At 71.1% G+C, this 14,695-nt stretch carries 15 protein-coding genes; 8 read left to right on the plus strand and 7 right to left on the minus strand.

The annotated features are described in order from the left end of the window. Window positions 1-2: 2 nt before the first annotated feature. A complete protein-coding gene (locus tag EL493_RS16160; protein ID WP_019050421.1) occupies window positions 3-506 on the minus strand; it encodes a DUF6328 family protein in 504 nt (167 codons plus the stop codon). Between the two features lie 316 nt (window positions 507-822). On the opposite strand from EL493_RS16160, the gene EL493_RS16165 reads away from it, so the two are divergent. The 5 genes from EL493_RS16165 to EL493_RS16185 all read left to right on the plus strand — a co-directional run bounded on the left by EL493_RS16165 (window position 823) and on the right by EL493_RS16185 (window position 4,158). Further along, the gene (locus EL493_RS16165) at window positions 823-1,062 is read left to right on the plus strand and encodes a hypothetical protein (RefSeq protein ID WP_019050422.1); all 240 of its coding nucleotides are present in this window, start codon (window positions 823-825) and stop codon (window positions 1,060-1,062) included. Between the two features lie 8 nt (window positions 1,063-1,070). Then, window positions 1,071-1,448, plus strand: a complete 378-nt coding sequence (locus EL493_RS16170) for a low affinity iron permease family protein (protein WP_019050423.1) — start codon at window positions 1,071-1,073, stop codon at window positions 1,446-1,448. Next, window positions 1,448-2,092 (plus strand): site-specific integrase, encoded by a 645-nt coding sequence (locus tag EL493_RS16175; RefSeq protein WP_019050424.1) that lies wholly within the window; start codon window positions 1,448-1,450, stop codon window positions 2,090-2,092. Before EL493_RS16170 ends, EL493_RS16175 begins: the two co-directional genes overlap by 1 nt. A gap of 71 nt (window positions 2,093-2,163) precedes the next feature. After that, window positions 2,164-2,394 carry a hypothetical protein gene (locus EL493_RS16180; protein WP_022565718.1) on the plus strand — a complete coding sequence of 77 codons (231 nt, stop codon included), beginning with the start codon at window positions 2,164-2,166 and terminating at the stop codon, window positions 2,392-2,394. A gap of 90 nt (window positions 2,395-2,484) precedes the next feature. Next, the gene (locus tag EL493_RS16185) at window positions 2,485-4,158 is read left to right on the plus strand and encodes a bifunctional 3'-5' exonuclease/DNA polymerase (RefSeq protein ID WP_019050426.1); all 1,674 of its coding nucleotides are present in this window, start codon (window positions 2,485-2,487) and stop codon (window positions 4,156-4,158) included. Window positions 4,159-4,212: 54 nt separating this feature from the next. Here EL493_RS16185 and EL493_RS16190 read toward each other — a convergent pair whose 3' ends face one another. Continuing rightward, entirely contained in the window at window positions 4,213-4,974 is a 762-nt protein-coding gene (locus EL493_RS16190; RefSeq protein ID WP_019050427.1) for a 3-hydroxyacyl-CoA dehydrogenase, read from the minus strand. 499 nt (window positions 4,975-5,473) lie between these two features. Here EL493_RS16190 and EL493_RS16195 point away from each other — a divergent pair, with 499 nt between their 5' ends. Then, window positions 5,474-6,097, plus strand: coding sequence for a hypothetical protein (locus EL493_RS16195; protein WP_019050428.1), 624 nt, complete (start codon window positions 5,474-5,476; stop codon window positions 6,095-6,097). 30 nt (window positions 6,098-6,127) lie between these two features. Here EL493_RS16195 and EL493_RS16200 read toward each other — a convergent pair whose 3' ends face one another. From EL493_RS16200 to EL493_RS16220, 5 genes are all read right to left on the minus strand, one after another. Further along, window positions 6,128-6,754, minus strand: a complete 627-nt coding sequence (locus tag EL493_RS16200) for a TetR/AcrR family transcriptional regulator (RefSeq protein WP_019050429.1) — start codon at window positions 6,752-6,754, stop codon at window positions 6,128-6,130. A gap of 38 nt (window positions 6,755-6,792) precedes the next feature. After that, entirely contained in the window at window positions 6,793-8,619 is a 1,827-nt protein-coding gene (locus EL493_RS16205) for an acyl-CoA dehydrogenase (RefSeq protein WP_019050430.1), read from the minus strand. A gap of 189 nt (window positions 8,620-8,808) precedes the next feature. Continuing rightward, window positions 8,809-10,686, minus strand: coding sequence for a TetR/AcrR family transcriptional regulator (locus tag EL493_RS16210; protein WP_019050431.1), 1,878 nt, complete (start codon window positions 10,684-10,686; stop codon window positions 8,809-8,811). A gap of 89 nt (window positions 10,687-10,775) precedes the next feature. Next, the gene (locus tag EL493_RS16215; RefSeq protein WP_019050432.1) at window positions 10,776-12,110 is read right to left on the minus strand and encodes a flavin monoamine oxidase family protein; all 1,335 of its coding nucleotides are present in this window, start codon (window positions 12,108-12,110) and stop codon (window positions 10,776-10,778) included. Between the two features lie 136 nt (window positions 12,111-12,246). After that, the gene (locus EL493_RS16220; RefSeq protein ID WP_019050433.1) at window positions 12,247-12,888 is read right to left on the minus strand and encodes a TetR/AcrR family transcriptional regulator; all 642 of its coding nucleotides are present in this window, start codon (window positions 12,886-12,888) and stop codon (window positions 12,247-12,249) included. 108 nt (window positions 12,889-12,996) lie between these two features. Here EL493_RS16220 and EL493_RS16225 point away from each other — a divergent pair, with 108 nt between their 5' ends. Then, window positions 12,997-14,352, plus strand: coding sequence for a flavin monoamine oxidase family protein (locus EL493_RS16225; protein WP_030203095.1), 1,356 nt, complete (start codon window positions 12,997-12,999; stop codon window positions 14,350-14,352). A 42-nt stretch (window positions 14,353-14,394) separates the two neighbouring features. Next, the gene (locus EL493_RS16230) at window positions 14,395-14,694 is read left to right on the plus strand and encodes a DUF1905 domain-containing protein (protein WP_019050435.1); all 300 of its coding nucleotides are present in this window, start codon (window positions 14,395-14,397) and stop codon (window positions 14,692-14,694) included. The last annotated feature ends 1 nt before the right edge of the window (window position 14,695 follow it).

The following is a 14,695-nucleotide window of genomic DNA, read 5'->3' on the forward strand; positions in this document are numbered from 1 at the left end:
GATCAGGATTGCTCGCGCGGCGGGTTCGGTTCGCGCCTGCGCCGGCGCAGCGGGCCGATCACCCACACACTGCTGAACAGGAGCGCGAACAGCGCGCCCGCGACGATGGCGGAGGGCAACCCGGAGACCGTGTCGAAGATCAGCACGGTCACCCCGGTCAACGCCACGCCGAGCAGGATGATGCCGATCAGCGCGTAATGGTGGGTCGCGGTGACGAGATCGGCCAGCTGGTGCCTGCGGAACAACAGGCGGTGGGTGGCGACCGGTGCCACCAGCAGGACCGTCGCCGCGACGGAGGCGACGACGGTCCCCAGATACACCACCCGCATCGAGGGCCCGAGCATCTCGAACCGCGCCTGGAACGGCAGGGTCAGCAGGAACCCGGTGAGCAGTTGCACGCCGGTCTGCACGACGCGCAGTTCCTGGAGCAGTCCGGACCAGTTCCGGTCCAGCCGCTGGGTCTCGTTCTCACCGCGTACCCGCTGGTCCCATGCCGCGTCGTCCATGTCAGGCCTCGCGGCGGGTTGCTGCCCGGTCGCTTGCCGTCGTCATCGTCGGCTCCTTCCGCTGCACAGGGGACATGCCCCGTTCCGTGCGGCGGAAACGTGCCGACAGTTCGCCGGCATCGCTGCCTCACCCAGGTCCGTGACCGGTTCCCACGGTAGGACGGTCGCCGAGGAGGACGAACTGCCGGGCCGGTCTGTGCGCCGAACAGCGGGCGCGGCTGCGCGAGCGCGACATCTCCCCACCGTGCGCGATTCAGGCCGGAGCCGCCGGGTAACCGCGAGGTGTAACCGAAGTCGGATCCATCGACGAGAGGTGATGATCGTGACTGTCTGCGATACCTGTGGCAACGACTATGCCCGCGCCTTCACCGTGAGCCGGGACGGCCAGAGCTGGACCTTCGACAGCATCGAATGCGCCGCCACGACGCTGGCGCCCAGCTGCGCGCACTGTGGGTGCCGTGTGCTCGGCCACGGCGTGGAGACCGAGGGCACCGTGTACTGCTGCGCCAGCTGCGCCCGTCATTCCGGCCACGACGCACTGGTCGATCACGCCTGAGGGCCGGCATGCGAGTCCACCGCCTGGCCACCGCCGTCCCGGATGCCGCCACGCACTGGGCGGGCACCCGCTGGAGCTGGATTCTCGTACTGGTCCTGGCGATGGCCGCGGTGGTGATCGGTGTCGTGACGAGCTTCCCGCTCTGGTGGCAGACCACCGTCTACACCAGCGCCGGGCTGATCAGCGTCGTCATGCTGTTCCTGCTGCAGCACACCACCAATAGGGCCAATCACGCGGTGCTGATCAAACTCGACGAACTCGTCCGCGCGACCACCGGCGCCCGCGCGGACTTTCTCGACCTCGAGGACCGGCAGGTCCACGAACAGGAAGCACTGCACGATCGATTGATCGCCGACCCGAGCACCGCCGTGCCCGAGGAGCAATAGTGCGCCTGCGCCGCAGCGTGGTGTCCGGGCCGGGAATCCGCCGCCGGGCGCGTGGTCGCGGGTTCTCCTACACCGGCACCCGCGGCGTCGCGACCCTGCTGCGCACCCACGTGCGGGTGACGGGCGAGGAACTGTGGTTCGACTACCGGGCCAAGGGCGGCGCCCGGCGACGCGTCCGGATCGGCGACGAACTGCTCGCGGCCGCGGTCCGCGGCCTGCTGCGCAGCCACGCGACCTCGCGACGTCTGCTGGTCTACCGCAGGGGCGGCGAGTACCGGGAGCTGCACGCCGCCGATATCAACGCCCGCTTCCAGGAGCTCGCCGACTGCGAGTGCAGCGCCAAGGACCTGCGCACCTGGCAGGCCACCGTGCCGGCCGCCGAGGGGTTCGCGCAGCGCGACCCGCCGAGCTCACGCCGCGCGGCGGCAGCCGCCGGACGCGAGGTGGCGGCCGAGGTCGCCGCGGCCCTGGGCAACACCCCGGCTGTCGCCCGCGGCTCCTACATCGACCCGCGCGTGATCGAGGCGTTCGCCGACGGCGAGACGGTGGCCAGGGCGGTGGCGCGGGCCGCGCGGGCAGGCTCCGACGAGGAACGCAGGCAGCTCGTCGACCGCGCGGTCATCCGGTTGCTGCGGCGCCGGTGATTGACGGCGGCGGTCCCGGGTAGGGCGACCCTGTGGCCGCGTTCGCGGTGACGATCCGAAAGGAGACGACAGTGGCCCTCGATCAGGAAACCGGACAGGTCACGGGCACCCGTGACAAGGACTACGACCTCATCTGGTTCGCCGAAGCGGCGCTGAGCAACGCGCTGCGCATGGAGGTGTACTGCAACGACGCCGAGCGAGCCGGTGATTCCGAACTCGCCGAATTCTTCCGGCGCGCCCAGGGTGAGAGCCGCAAGGGCGCCGAACAGGCCAAGCAGCTGCTCGCCGGCCGCCTGCACTGACCGCCCGTCCCGACGTCCGCCCGGCCGCGCGCCGGGCGGACGTCGCTGTCGCTGCGCGGCTTTGTCGGACCTCGATGCCATGCTCACGGGATGCGATGGGCGGTGGCGGAGACGGGCGACGGTGGCGCCCGGCTGTGTCCGCTCGACCGGGACGGCAGGCCCGCGGGGCCGATCGTGGACGAGCCGTCGCTCATCGAGGCGGTGCGCGCGCGGCCCGCGGTCGAGCGCTGGGTCTGGCGGTCGACCGCCGAGATCTACCGGCCGCTGCTGGCGGCGGGGGTGCGGGTCGACCGCTGCTACGACGTGCAGGCGGCCGAGGCGCTGCTGATCGGGCACGAACAGGGGCAGGCGGGGCAGGCGCGCTCGCTCGCCGCCGCGTGGGCCCGGCTGCACCACCTACCGGTGCCGCCGGACGCGCCGGTGCGCGCCGCCGAGACGCAGCCGTTGCTGTTCGACTCCGCCCCGGTGCCGCTGCCGCCGGGGACCGACGAGTTCACCGCGCTGCTCGAGGTGTACGCCGGGCAGCTCGCCCGGACCGCGCGCGCCGAGCACCCCGACCGCATGCGCCTGCTGCTGGCCGCCGAATCGGCGGGCATGCTGGTCGCCGCGGAGATGTCGCGCGCCGGTATCCCGTGGCGTGCCGACATCCACCGCGAACTGCTGGATTCGATGCTGGGCGAACGCTTTCCGGGCGGGCTGGAGCCGCGCCGGATGGCGGAACTGGCCGACGAGGTGAACCGCGCGTTCGGCGGCGACGTGCGCGTCCGGCCCGACCTGCCCAACGACATCGTCCGGGCGTTCGCCCGCGCGGGCATCGTGGTGTCGTCCACCCGGAAGTGGGAGCTGCAACGGATCGACCATCCCGCCGTCGCCCCGCTGCTGGCGTACAAGTCGCTGTATCGGGTGCACACCGCGCACGGCTGGTCCTGGCTCGAGCAGTGGGTACACGGCGGCCGTTTCCGGCCCGAATATCTCCCCGGCGGAACGGTTTCCGGCCGCTGGACCACCAATGGCGGCGGCGCGCTGCAGATCCCGAAGATCATCCGCCGGGCGATCCGCGCCGATCCCGGCTGGTCGCTGGTCGTCGCCGACGCCGCTCAGATGGAGCCGCGCATCCTGGCCGCGGTGTCGCGCGATCCGGCGTTGATGGAGGTGGCCGGTCGCGGCGCGGACCTGTACGCGGATCTGGCGGCGCGTGGCCTCGGCGGCGATCGTGACCAGGCCAAACTCGCCCTGCTGGGCGCCATCTACGGTCAGACCTCCGGTGACGCCCTCACCCACATGGCGGCCCTGCGCCGGCGCTATCCGGCCGCGGTCGCCTACGTCGACGACGCGGCGCGGGCGGGGGAGGAGGGCCGCCTGGTGCGGACCTGGCTGGGCCGCACCTGCACCCCGCTGTCGGTGCAGGCGCCGGGGCACACCGACCCGCCGGAGGAGACGCTCACCGGCTTCACCGGCACCTCCGCGGCGCGCGCCCGCGGCCGCTTCACCCGCAACTTCGTCGTCCAGGGCAGCGCCGCCGACTGGGCGTTGCTGCTACTGGCCGGGATCCGGCAGGCGATCACCGTGGCCGGGCTCCGCGCCGAGCTGGTCTTCTTCCAACACGACGAGGTGATCGTGCACTGCCCCACCGAGGAGGCGCCGCGCGTCGTCGACATGATCGCCGGCGCGGCGGCCGAGGCGGGTCGCATCGCCTTCGGGCCGACCCCGGTCCGGTTCCCGTTCACCACCGCCGTGGTCGAGTGCTACGGCGACGCCAAATGAACGACGACGGCCCGCCGCCACGGTCGTGACGGCGGGCCGCTGCTCGGGCACCGCTCAGCGCGGCGCCATGCGGATGGCGCCGTCGAGACGGATGGTCTCGCCGTTGAGCATCGGGTTCTCCACGATGTGGCGGGCCAGCGCCGCGAACTCGGTGGGATGACCCAGCCGCGAGGGGTGCGGCACCTGCGCGCCGAGCGAGTCGATCGCCTCCTCGGGCAGCGTCTCGAACAGCGGGGTGCGGAACAGGCCCGGCGCGATGGTGTTCACGCGGATCTTGAGCCCGGACAGGTCGCGGGCGATCGGCAGGGTCATGCCGACGATGCCGCCCTTGGACGCCGAGTAGGCGGCCTGGCCGATCTGGCCGTCGTAGGCCGCGACCGAAGCGGTGTTGACGATGACGCCGCGCTCCTCGCCGACGACCTCGGTGGCGGCCATGCGCTCGGCGGCGAGGCGGATCACGTTGAAGGTGCCGATCAGGTTCACGTTGATCACCTTGGTGAACGCCGCGAGCGGGAACGCGCCGCTCTTGCCGACCGTCTTGATCGCGTTGCCGATACCGGCGCAGTTCACCGCGATGCGCAGCGGCGCAAGGGATTCCGCGACATCGAGCGCCGCGGCGACGGCCGCTTCGTCGGTGACGTCGGCGGGGGCGAAGGCCGCCCCGTCACCGAGCTCCTCGGCGATGGCGGCACCGTTGGAGGAGGCGAGGTCGATGATGACGACCTTCGCGCCGGCCGCGTGCAGTTCCCGCACGGTGGCCAGGCCGAGACCCGAGGCACCACCGGTGACCACCGCGGAGGCATTGGTGAAGTCCATATCTTCTTCTCCTGTCGTATCGACTGCGCGACGGCTGCTCGCCCCGCGCGCCACCCCCGATGATGTCGGTGCGCGGCAGGCGGCGGCGCCGGAAGGTCTACTCGGCGGTAACAGGAGCCCCGCCGGTCCGGCGAGGGAGGGGAGAGGTGGACATCGGCGCGGTGATCCGGCAGCCGATCAGGCCCTGAACAGAACAGTCCCCGGTAGTCTGCATCGAATCCATGAGTTCCAGTCGTCGCTGACAACTCCGGTATCCGACTGACTTGCCGGGGGCTTAGCCAGATCCTGGAACAACGTCATCACGGTCGAGAAACGTCTTTCTCGGCGGTATGGCCTTCTTCCGGTGTTCCGGTATGTATCCAGTCTGCTCCGAATTCCCGCGCTGTCAATACCCGATTTGCCGCGAGATAGCGCATTGTGCGGGCGGGCGCCGAGGAGGACAGTGGGTATGTCCGGTGGCGCCACCGGGGCGCCACCCTTCTGGAGCAGGAGGTGGCCTGTGTACGCACGTTCGAGCACGATCGCGGCCCAGTCGTCGTCGATCGACGGCGGGATCGCGTACCTCCGCAACGAGGTGATGCCGAGTTTGCCCGAGATCGACGGATGGGTCGGCATGTCGCTGATGGTCGACAGGGCGACGGGGCGCTGCATCGCCACGACCGCGTGGGATACCGAAGAGAGCATGCAGATGAGCAGGCAGCGGGTGCAGCCGCTGCGCGACGGTCTGGCCCGGTCGCTGGGTGGGGCGACGGAGAAGGTGGAGGAGTGGGAAGTCGCGGTCATGCACCGCGATCATCTGGCCGGCGCCCGCGCGTGCACCCGGTGCACCTGGGTGCAGGGCAGTCCCGAGGAGATCGAGCAGATGATCGACACGTTCAAGTTCGGTCTGCTGCCGGAGTTCGAGAAGATCGAGGGGTTCCGCAGCGCCAGCCTGTTCGTCGACCGGGAGTCCGGCCGCGCGGTCGGGTCCACCGTGTGGTCGAGCCTCGAGGAACTCGAGCACAGCCGCGACCAGGCGACCCGGTTGCGGACCGCGGCCACCGGGCGCGTGGGCGTGCGCATTCTCGAGGTCGCGGAGTTCCGGCTGGGCTTCGCGCATCTGCGCCTGCCCGAAATGGTCTGAGGCTCGTGGGCACCGCGGTGGCCTGACGGGTCAGGCGACCGCCGCCCGTGCGGCGGTGCCCGGCACCGAGCCCGCGCTCTGGAGTCCGGCCCAGCAGAGCTGGGTGGTGGTCTCCACGGCCTGGTGCTTGGGGATCGGGCGACCGGTCCGGTGCCATTGCCCCGCCGCGGCGATACCCGCGCCCACCAGCCATGACGCGAGCAGGTGTGCGCGCCAAGGGATCTCGCCGCGGCGGTGCAGCGCGGCGGCGACCGTGGCGGTGCAGTCGGCCTTGGCCGTCTGCACCCGCCACCGCACCGACGGCTCGCTCGGCACCGCCGACTCGAAGACCAGGATGTGCGTGCCCGCCGCGTCGCGCTCGACCAGGTCGAAGAACGCCGTGACCGTGCCGCGCACCGTGTCGTAGTCGGACCGCGGTGCGGCCACGACCTCCCGCACCGCGGTCGAGAGCTGGTCGAGGTATCGCTGCACGACCGCCAGATACAGATCCAGCTTTCCCGTGAAGTACTGATACAGAATGGGTTTGGTGATTCCCGCGGATTCGCTCACCATCTGCATCGTGACCCCGTGGTAGCCGCGGCCCGCGAACACGCCCTGGGCGATATCGATGAACTGGTCGCGCCGCGCGCGGCGCCGTTCCGATGGGGGGAGGTCCACGGTGTGCCGCGGCCGTCGGGCAGGTGACATCGCTTCGGTCAGAACCCGGTTTCGTCGAGCTCCATCGCGCCCAGGTCGGTCGCGATGAGCACGGCGCGTTCGGCGGTCACGTGGGGCAGCGCCGTGTTCGCGAAGAACGACGCGACGGCGAGCTTGCCCCGGTAGAACTCCTCGTCCCGGCCGGATTCCAGTGCGGTCAGGGCGATTTCGGCGGCCACGATCAGCCGCCAGGCCACCAGCAGGTCGCCGACGGCGAGCAGGAAGCGCACGGCGTTGAGCCCGATGCGGTACAGCTGCGTGGGCTGTTCGCTCGCTCCGATCAGGTGCCCGGTGAGCGTGGCCACCATCTCCTCGACGTCCTCGACCGCGCAGGCGAGCAGGACCTTCTCGGTCTTGAGCCGGCCACCGTCGGCATCGGAGCGGGCCGTGGCCTTGACCTGGCCCAGCAGGTGGGCCAGCGCGACCCCGCGATCGCGGGCGATCTTGCGGAAGAAGAAGTCCTGGGCCTGGATGGCGGTGGTGCCCTCGTAGAGCGAGTCGATCTTCGCGTCGCGGATGTACTGCTCGATCGGGTAGTCCTGTAGGAAGCCGGAGCCGCCGAAGGTCTGCAGCGAGTCGGTCAGGTACTGGTAGGCGCGCTCGGAGCCGACACCCTTGACGATCGGGAGCAGCAGGTCGTTGACGCGCGCGGCCAGCGCGGCATCGGCGCCCGAAATATGCTGGGCGACAGCGGGATCCTGATGCCCGGCGGTGTAGAGGTAGACCGCGCGCAGGCCCTCGGCGTAGGCCTTCTGCATGAGCAGCGACCGGCGCACGTCGGGGTGGTGGATGATGGAGACCTTGGGGGCGGTCTTGTCCGAGGCCTGCGTCAGGTCCGCGCCCTGGACCCGGGACTTCGCGTAGTCGAGGGCGTTGAGGTAGCCGGTGGACAGCGTCGCGATGGCCTTGGTGCCCACCATCATCCGGGCTTCCTCGATCACCTTGAACATCTGCGCGATGCCGTTGTGCACCTCCCCGACGAGGTAGCCGACGGCGGGCACACCGTGGCCGCCGAAGGTGAGTTCACAGGTGGCCGAGGCCTTGAGCCCCATCTTGTGCTCGACATTGGTGACGAAGACGCCGTTGCGGTCGCCGAGTTCGAAGGTCTCGTGGTCGAAGTGGAACTTCGGCACGACGAACAGGCTCAACCCCTTGGTGCCCGGACCGGCGCCTTCGGGGCGGGCCAGGACCAGATGGACGATGTTGGCGAACAGGTCGTCGGAGTCGGCGGAGGTGATGAACCGCTTGACGCCCTCGATGTGCCAGCTGCCGTCCTCCTGCCGGGCGGCCTTGGTGCGGCCGGCGCCGACATCGGAACCGGCGTCGGGCTCGGTGAGGACCATGGTGGCGCCCCAGTCGCGCTCCACCATCTGCACGGCCCACTGCCGCTGCTCCTCGGTGCCGACCTCGGCGAGCACCGCGGCGATCATGGCGCCGGTGGAGTACATGTAGGCGGCGGGCTGCGCGCCGAGCACGAACTCGTTGACCGCCCAGCTCACCATCGACGGCGCGGGCACGCCACCGAGTTCCTCGGACTTGCCCAGCCGCGGCCACTCGGCGTCGAGCCAGGCGCGGACCGCCTTCTTGAACGGCGCGGGCAGCTGGACCGAGTGCGTGGCCGGATCGAATACCGGTGGGGTGCGGTCGGTTTCGGCGAAGGGCTCGGCCACCGGGCCCTCGGCGAGCCGGGCCGCCTCGCCCAGCATGGTCCGCACGGTCTCGGCGTCGAGATCGCCGAACTCGCCTGCGGCGAGGACGGTATCGAGGCCGTAGACCTCGAACAGGTTGAACTCCAGGTCGCGAACGTTGCTCTTGTAGTGGCCCACCGGACCGTCACCTCTCGACTGGACCCGCCCCGACCGGGGCGGGTGCTGAACCGTGCGCGATACGCGCCGCGGGAGCCATGATTGCGCACAAACTCGCGCCGCGCAACCATAAGTAACTCGCTGATAAGCCGAGTTACGGACATAATCCAGCCGTAACACTGGGGTGATCGCCGAGGAACGGGTTCTAAGTCATCGGTGGTTAAGGTGGTTGCCGGGCAGTTCGGCCAGGGCGATCCGCTCGCCGAGCGCGCACAGCTCGCCGACCAGATCGGGGCGCCGGGTCAGCCGGGGATTGCGCACCGCGTCGTTGACCACCGTGGTGACGGCGTGGATCAGCACCCGCGCGGTCGGCATGCTCAGCTCGGGCCGCACCGACTGCAGCAACCGGGCCCAGCCGATGATGCCCTCGCGGTGGATGCGCCGGTACCTGGCCGCGGCGGCGGCGGGCAGATTCCGCGCCTCGCTGACCGCGGTGCCAACGAGATCGGTTCTGTCCATGGCGAAATGGACGTAGTACCGCAGCAGCAGGCGCAGCGAATCCCGGGGATCGCCGCCCTCGGCGAGCGCGCGCTCGGTGTACTGCTGGATCCACCGGTTGTTGCGGTCGATGATCTCGTCGAGCAGATCGGACTTGCTCTCGAAGTGGTGGTAGAGTGCGGGCCCGCGCACCCCGACCGACGTGCCGATGTCCTCGATGCTGACCGCGGCGAACCCGCGTTCGCTGAACAGCTGGGCGGCGGCGGCGATCAGCTGCTCGGTCCGCAGCTCGGAATCCGGGTCGGCGGGCCCGTCGCCGGACCCGGTGGCGCCGATGACCGCCGCACCCCGCGAGACTCCGGCGTCGATCACGGCGTCCACGGCGGCGTCGAGCACCCGCGCGAAGGCGTCGTCGGGCAGCCGGGTGCGATGGTTGGACGGGCTGGTCACCACCGAGAGCACCACCCAGCCGAGCGCGTCACGGTCGGCGGCGGTGATGCCGGGGCGGCGCGCCTGGACGGCGGCGCCGATCCGGTGGGTCAGCCGCACGGATCGGGCCAGCACGCCCATCCGGTCGACCGGGGTCAGGCTGCGGAACTCGAGCTGCCACAGCCGGGCCAGGCCCCGGGTCTCGAGCGAGACCCGTACCAGCGCGGGCAGTGAGGCGTCGGCGGGCGCGCCGTCGGCGCACGCGGTCTCCACCCGCTCCAGGATCAGGTCGAGCCCTTCGCGCAGGCAGGATCCCAGCAGTTCCTGCTTGGTGCGGAAGTGCCGGTACAGGGCGCCGCTGGTGATGCCGACGGCGGTGGCGATGTCGGCCATGGACGTGCGGTGGTAGCCGTGTTCGGCGAAGGCGTCGCTGGCGGCGCGCAGGATCGTCGCCCTGCGGTCGCGGGGCCTGCGGCGGACCGGTGGCTCCGTGGGCGTGGCCGGTTCCGTGGTCGCCCGGGCGTCGGTGGCGCCGAGGCCGCCCAGCAGCATGCGCAGCAGTTCGTCGGTGAGCTGGTCGACGGTGGCGTCCACCCAGCCCGCGGTCCAGTCCCGCATCAGGCCGTCGACCGCGCCGACGAAGGTGGCCGCGGTCAGCCGGTGGTCGCGGCGCGCGAGTTCGCCACGACCGGCGAAACTGTCGAACAGCGCGCACATCAGATCGACCCAGCGGGCCCGGCTCTGTCGGCGCTGTTCCTCCATCCGCGCGCTGACGCCAGCGATCTCGACGAACGCGATTCTGGCGCAGCGCGGATCCCGGGTGACGTAGGACAGGTACGCGCGCACCATGGCGCCCGCGCGACCGGCCAGCGGCAGGTCGTCGACCCGGGCGACCTCGTCGAGGACGTGCTGTTCGACGATGCTGTCGAGGTGCAGGTGCAGCTCGGCGAGCAGGTCTTCGAGGGTGTCGTACTCCTGGTAGAACTGCCGCGTCGACAGGCCGGCGGCCTGGCACAGGTCGGCCAGCCGGGTCTGCCGGTATCCGGGGCCCGCGCCGAAGGCCTCCAGCCCGGCCTCGCGGAACCGGGCCCGGCGTTCGGCCTGCCGTTCGCTCGCCGACCGGCCGCCGTACCGCCCTGTCGCCGATGCGACTCTGGCCATCGTCCTCGTCCTCCTGACACGGCGGCAGCCACTGTGGATACCGCTGTGTTCAGAGTACGGGATCGGGTCCCGGCGTTGGTGCCGAGCGCTCAGCTCCGGCTGTCGGCCCTGTTCGCGAGGGCGGCGGCGACCTCACGGGCCACCCGCTCACCGGACTCGATGGCGCCCTCGATGTACCCGGCGTGTTCGCTCGCGGTCTCGCTGCCCGCCCAGTGCAGATTGCCGACGGGTGCGCTGGGGTGGGGGAAGTAGCCCTCGTCGTGACCGAGGATCGGCAGCGCGGTGTACCCGCCTCCGACGTGCTCGTCCCGGTGCCACAGTTTGTCGTGCCAGCCTGCCGGGGTGAGGATGTCGGCGCCGAAACGCTCGGCGAGGGGGCCGAGGATCGTCGTACGCCGGGCCTCGTCGTCGAGCGTGTCCAGGGTGCGGGCGTCGGCGCCGGCGACGAGCACGCAGAGGTGGCCGGGGCCTTGCGGCGGGGAGGTGTCGAACACCGCCAGGCCGGGTTCGGTCAGCACGAGCATCTCCGCGTGGCCGCGGTCCCGCCAGAACGGGCGTTCGTAGACCGCGATCGCCTTGTAGACCGAGCCCATGTAGGTGTTGTCCTGCAAGCGGATTCGGTCCGCCGGTAGCGGCGGGTGGTGCGCGACGGTGGCGGCGACCGGCGCCGGCACCGTCACGACGGCCTTGTCGGCCCGGAACTCGCCGGACACGGTGTGGATCGTGACACCGGCGGCGTCGCGGTGGACGGCGGTGACCCGGCTGTCGTAGACGACACGGTCGCCCAGGTCGGTGGCGATCCGCTCGGCCAGCGTCCCCGCCCCGTCGACGACCAGGCTGTCCTGGGCGCCGCCCGCGGTGGACAGCATCCCGGGGAGCCCGCCCTGGTAGCGCACCAGCGCGAGGAGTGCGGGCACGGAGAAGCGGTCGAGATCGGCGGTGGACGACACCGCCAGGATCACCTCCAGCAGGCGCCGGGTACGACGCCCCGGCACCCGGCGCAGCCACTCCCGCATGCTCCGGGAACGCCACGACCCGGGCACGCCGAGCCGCGACAGGATCTCCAGGACCAGCAGCGTCGCGACGGCGGGCACCGGGTTCCTCAGCTCACCGGCACCGTCGACGACGGTCGGCCTGGCGGGGGTGCGCATCGCGAAGACGGGGAGGCCGAGTTCGGCGGCCAGCGCGGCGAATCGGTGGTGGCCGTGCCCGATCCACTGACCGCCGAGGTCGACGCGCGAGCCGAGCGCGGTCGTCTCCGCCAGCACCCGCCCGCCCGGCCTGCTCGCCGACTCCAGGACGACCACGTCGATGCCCTGCCCGCGCAACTCCCTGGCCGCGACGAGGCCGGCCATGCCCGCGCCGATCACCGCCACGGTCGCCGTGCGGGGGAGTTCGGGGCCGTCGGATTTCTGCTGGGTCATGTCGTCTCACTCCAAGGGGGTGCGCGGGCCTGCCGAGACCTCCGTGCGTGCGACGGAAGCCATACTAAGTCGGACAGCCGTACGAGTTACGATAGAACGAGTGTGACCCACGACGCAATACCCGGGCCGGGGCGGGTCAGGCCGAAGCGTCCGACCGGCGCGCGGTGCCGCGCGCGACCTGCTGCGGATCGGCGAACAGGATCAGCATGTCCAGGGCCTGGTCCAGGTCGCGGCGCGCGCGTTCGGCGTCCGGCCGGGCCGCGTACTGCAGGATCAGCCCGTCGATCTGCGCCAGCGCCAGGCGCCCCAGCGTGTCGAAGCCGACGGCGCACCGTTCGCCCGCGGCCTGGGCGGCCCGCTCGCAGAACTCGGTGACCACCGAGCTGTAGCGCTCGTACTGCAGCTGGGCCAGATGCCCCGCGGCGTCGCTGCGCAGCGAGTACGTCATGAGCTCGTACTGCATGATCTGCAGGCCGATCCGATGCTCGACCAGCTGGTCCCAGAACCCGGTGACCCCACGGCGCAACGCGTGCGCCATGCCCTGATCCAGCTCGAGCTGGGACCGCAGCGTCGCGGAGATGTCGGCGATGACGGCCGCGATCACCGCACGCAACAACTGGTCCTTGGTGGGGAACACATAGTGCAACGTGCCCAGCGGAATTCCCGCCTCGGCGGCCACTGCTCGCAGCGTGGTGGCGGGCACGCCGATCTCGCCGAGGACCTTGACGGCGGCGGCGACGATCTGCGCCTCACGCTCGGACGCCTTGACGTAAACCACGGGTTGCTCCTCGTCTGACCGGTACGCGAAATTCCCGACAACTCTTGCACACCTCACTGTCGTGACCTATCTTACAGTCGGACAGCCGACCGAGATTTGCGAGGGATCATGACTGATGTCGATGTAGTGGTGGTAGGTGCCGGGCTCGCCGGGTTGACCGCGGCGCGCACGCTGCGCGCCGCCGGGCGCAGCGTGCGGGTGCTCGAGGCCAGGGACCGGGTCGCCGGCCGCAATCATGGGGGCACGTTGTCGAACGGCGTGCCGGTGGAACTCGGCGGCCAGTGGATCGGGCAGACCCAGACCGAGGTGCTGAAACTGGTCACCGAACTCGGCCTCGAGACGTTCCCGACGTACGACACCGGCGAATCGGTGACGCTGTACAACGGCGCCGTCACCCGCTACGGCGACGAGACCTTCGGCCTCTCGGAGTCGGCGGCCATGGAGGTGGGCAGGCTGCAGGCCGAATTGGAGGCGATCGCCGAGACGGTGTCGCTGTCGGCGCCCTGGGCCTCACCGCGGGCCGCCGAACTGGACCGCGGCACGCTCGACGAGTGGCTGCGCGCGAACACCACGAATGCCGAGGCGCTGGCGTTCTGGGCGGCGGTGGTGCCCGCGCTGTTCTCGGCGGAGTCCGCGGAGCTGTCGCTGCTGCATTTCCTGTTCTACATCAAGTCCGCGGGCATGCTCGACATCCTCGTCGGCGTCACCGGCGGCGCGCAGGAACTGCGGATCGTCGGTGGCACACACCAGATCTCGGAGCGGCTCGCCGCCGAGCTCGGTCCCGAGGTGGTCACCCTCGACGCCCCCGTGCACACGATCGCCCAGGACGCTCAGGGGGTGCGTGTGTCCTACGACGGCGGCACGGTCACCGCCGAGCGGGTGGTCGTCGCGATCCCGCCGACGCTGGCGGGCCGGCTGCGATACCAGCCGGCGATGCCCGCGGCGCGCGACGGGCTCACCCAGCAGATCCCGATGGGTTCGGTGATCAAGATCCAGGTCGCCTATCCGACCCCGTTCTGGCGGGCCGACGGCCTCAGCGGATTCGCCTTCGACTTCGACGACGCGCTGTGCGTCACCGTCGACAACTCCCCGCCGGACGGCTCCTGCGGCGTGCTCGTCGGCTTCTTCGAAGGCGCGCACGCGCGCGTCGCGGCGCAGTGGAGCGCGGACGAACGCCGGGCCGCCGCCGTCGCGGCGCTGACGAAGCTGTTCGGTCCCGCGGCCGCCGCGCCGATCGACTACGTCGAAATGAACTGGATGGACGAGGAATACACGCGCGGCTGTTACGGCGGCAGGCTGGGCGCCGGGGTGTGGACCCAGTTCGGGGCGGCCCTGGCCGAACCGGTCGGCCGCATCCACTGGGCGGGCGCGGAAACCGCCGACGTCTGGAACGGCTACATGGACGGCGCCGTCCGATCGGGTCACCGCGCTGCCGCCGAGGTGCTCGCCCGCCTGGATTCCTGAGGGAACCGATTCGCGTCGGACCCCGGCGCTACGCTGCCCGCCATGAGTTCGCAGGAGTTCGAGTTCACCGCCGAGGTGTGGCAGGCCCCGGCGGGAACCTGGCACTTCGTCGCGCTACCCGAGCCGGTCGCCGACGAGATCGCCGACCGTCACCCGCGCAGCGGGCCGGGCTTCGGCGCGGTCCCGGTGACCGTGACGGTCGGCGGCACCACCTGGTCGACCTCGCTGTTCCCGGACAAGGCGCGCGGCACCTACGTGCTGCCGATGAAGAAGCCGGTGCTGCGGGCCGAGGGGCTCGAGGCCGGAGACCGCGCCGGGGTCCGGCTGCGGACCGGTCGCTGAC

It is taken from the genome of Nocardia asteroides, assembly GCF_900637185.1.
Taxonomy (GTDB): Bacteria; Actinomycetota; Actinomycetes; order Mycobacteriales; family Mycobacteriaceae; genus Nocardia; species Nocardia asteroides.

What these genes read in the sequence shown, in the direction of transcription:
- EL493_RS16190 (WP_019050427.1), bottom strand. Translation starts at nt 4,974, where the DNA reads ATGGACTTCACCAATGCCTCCGCGGTGGTCACCGGTGGTGCCTCGGGT.
- EL493_RS16225 (WP_030203095.1), top strand. Translation starts at nt 12,997, where the DNA reads ATGACTGATGTCGATGTAGTGGTGGTAGGTGCCGGGCTCGCCGGGTTG.
- EL493_RS16165 (WP_019050422.1), top strand. Translation starts at nt 823, where the DNA reads ATGATCGTGACTGTCTGCGATACCTGTGGCAACGACTATGCCCGCGCC.
- EL493_RS16160 (WP_019050421.1), bottom strand. Translation starts at nt 506, where the DNA reads ATGGACGACGCGGCATGGGACCAGCGGGTACGCGGTGAGAACGAGACC.
- EL493_RS16230 (WP_019050435.1), top strand. Translation starts at nt 14,395, where the DNA reads ATGAGTTCGCAGGAGTTCGAGTTCACCGCCGAGGTGTGGCAGGCCCCG.
- EL493_RS16215 (WP_019050432.1), bottom strand. Translation starts at nt 12,110, where the DNA reads ATGACCCAGCAGAAATCCGACGGCCCCGAACTCCCCCGCACGGCGACC.
- EL493_RS16170 (WP_019050423.1), top strand. Translation starts at nt 1,071, where the DNA reads ATGCGAGTCCACCGCCTGGCCACCGCCGTCCCGGATGCCGCCACGCAC.
- EL493_RS16185 (WP_019050426.1), top strand. Translation starts at nt 2,485, where the DNA reads ATGCGATGGGCGGTGGCGGAGACGGGCGACGGTGGCGCCCGGCTGTGT.
- EL493_RS16210 (WP_019050431.1), bottom strand. Translation starts at nt 10,686, where the DNA reads ATGGCCAGAGTCGCATCGGCGACAGGGCGGTACGGCGGCCGGTCGGCG.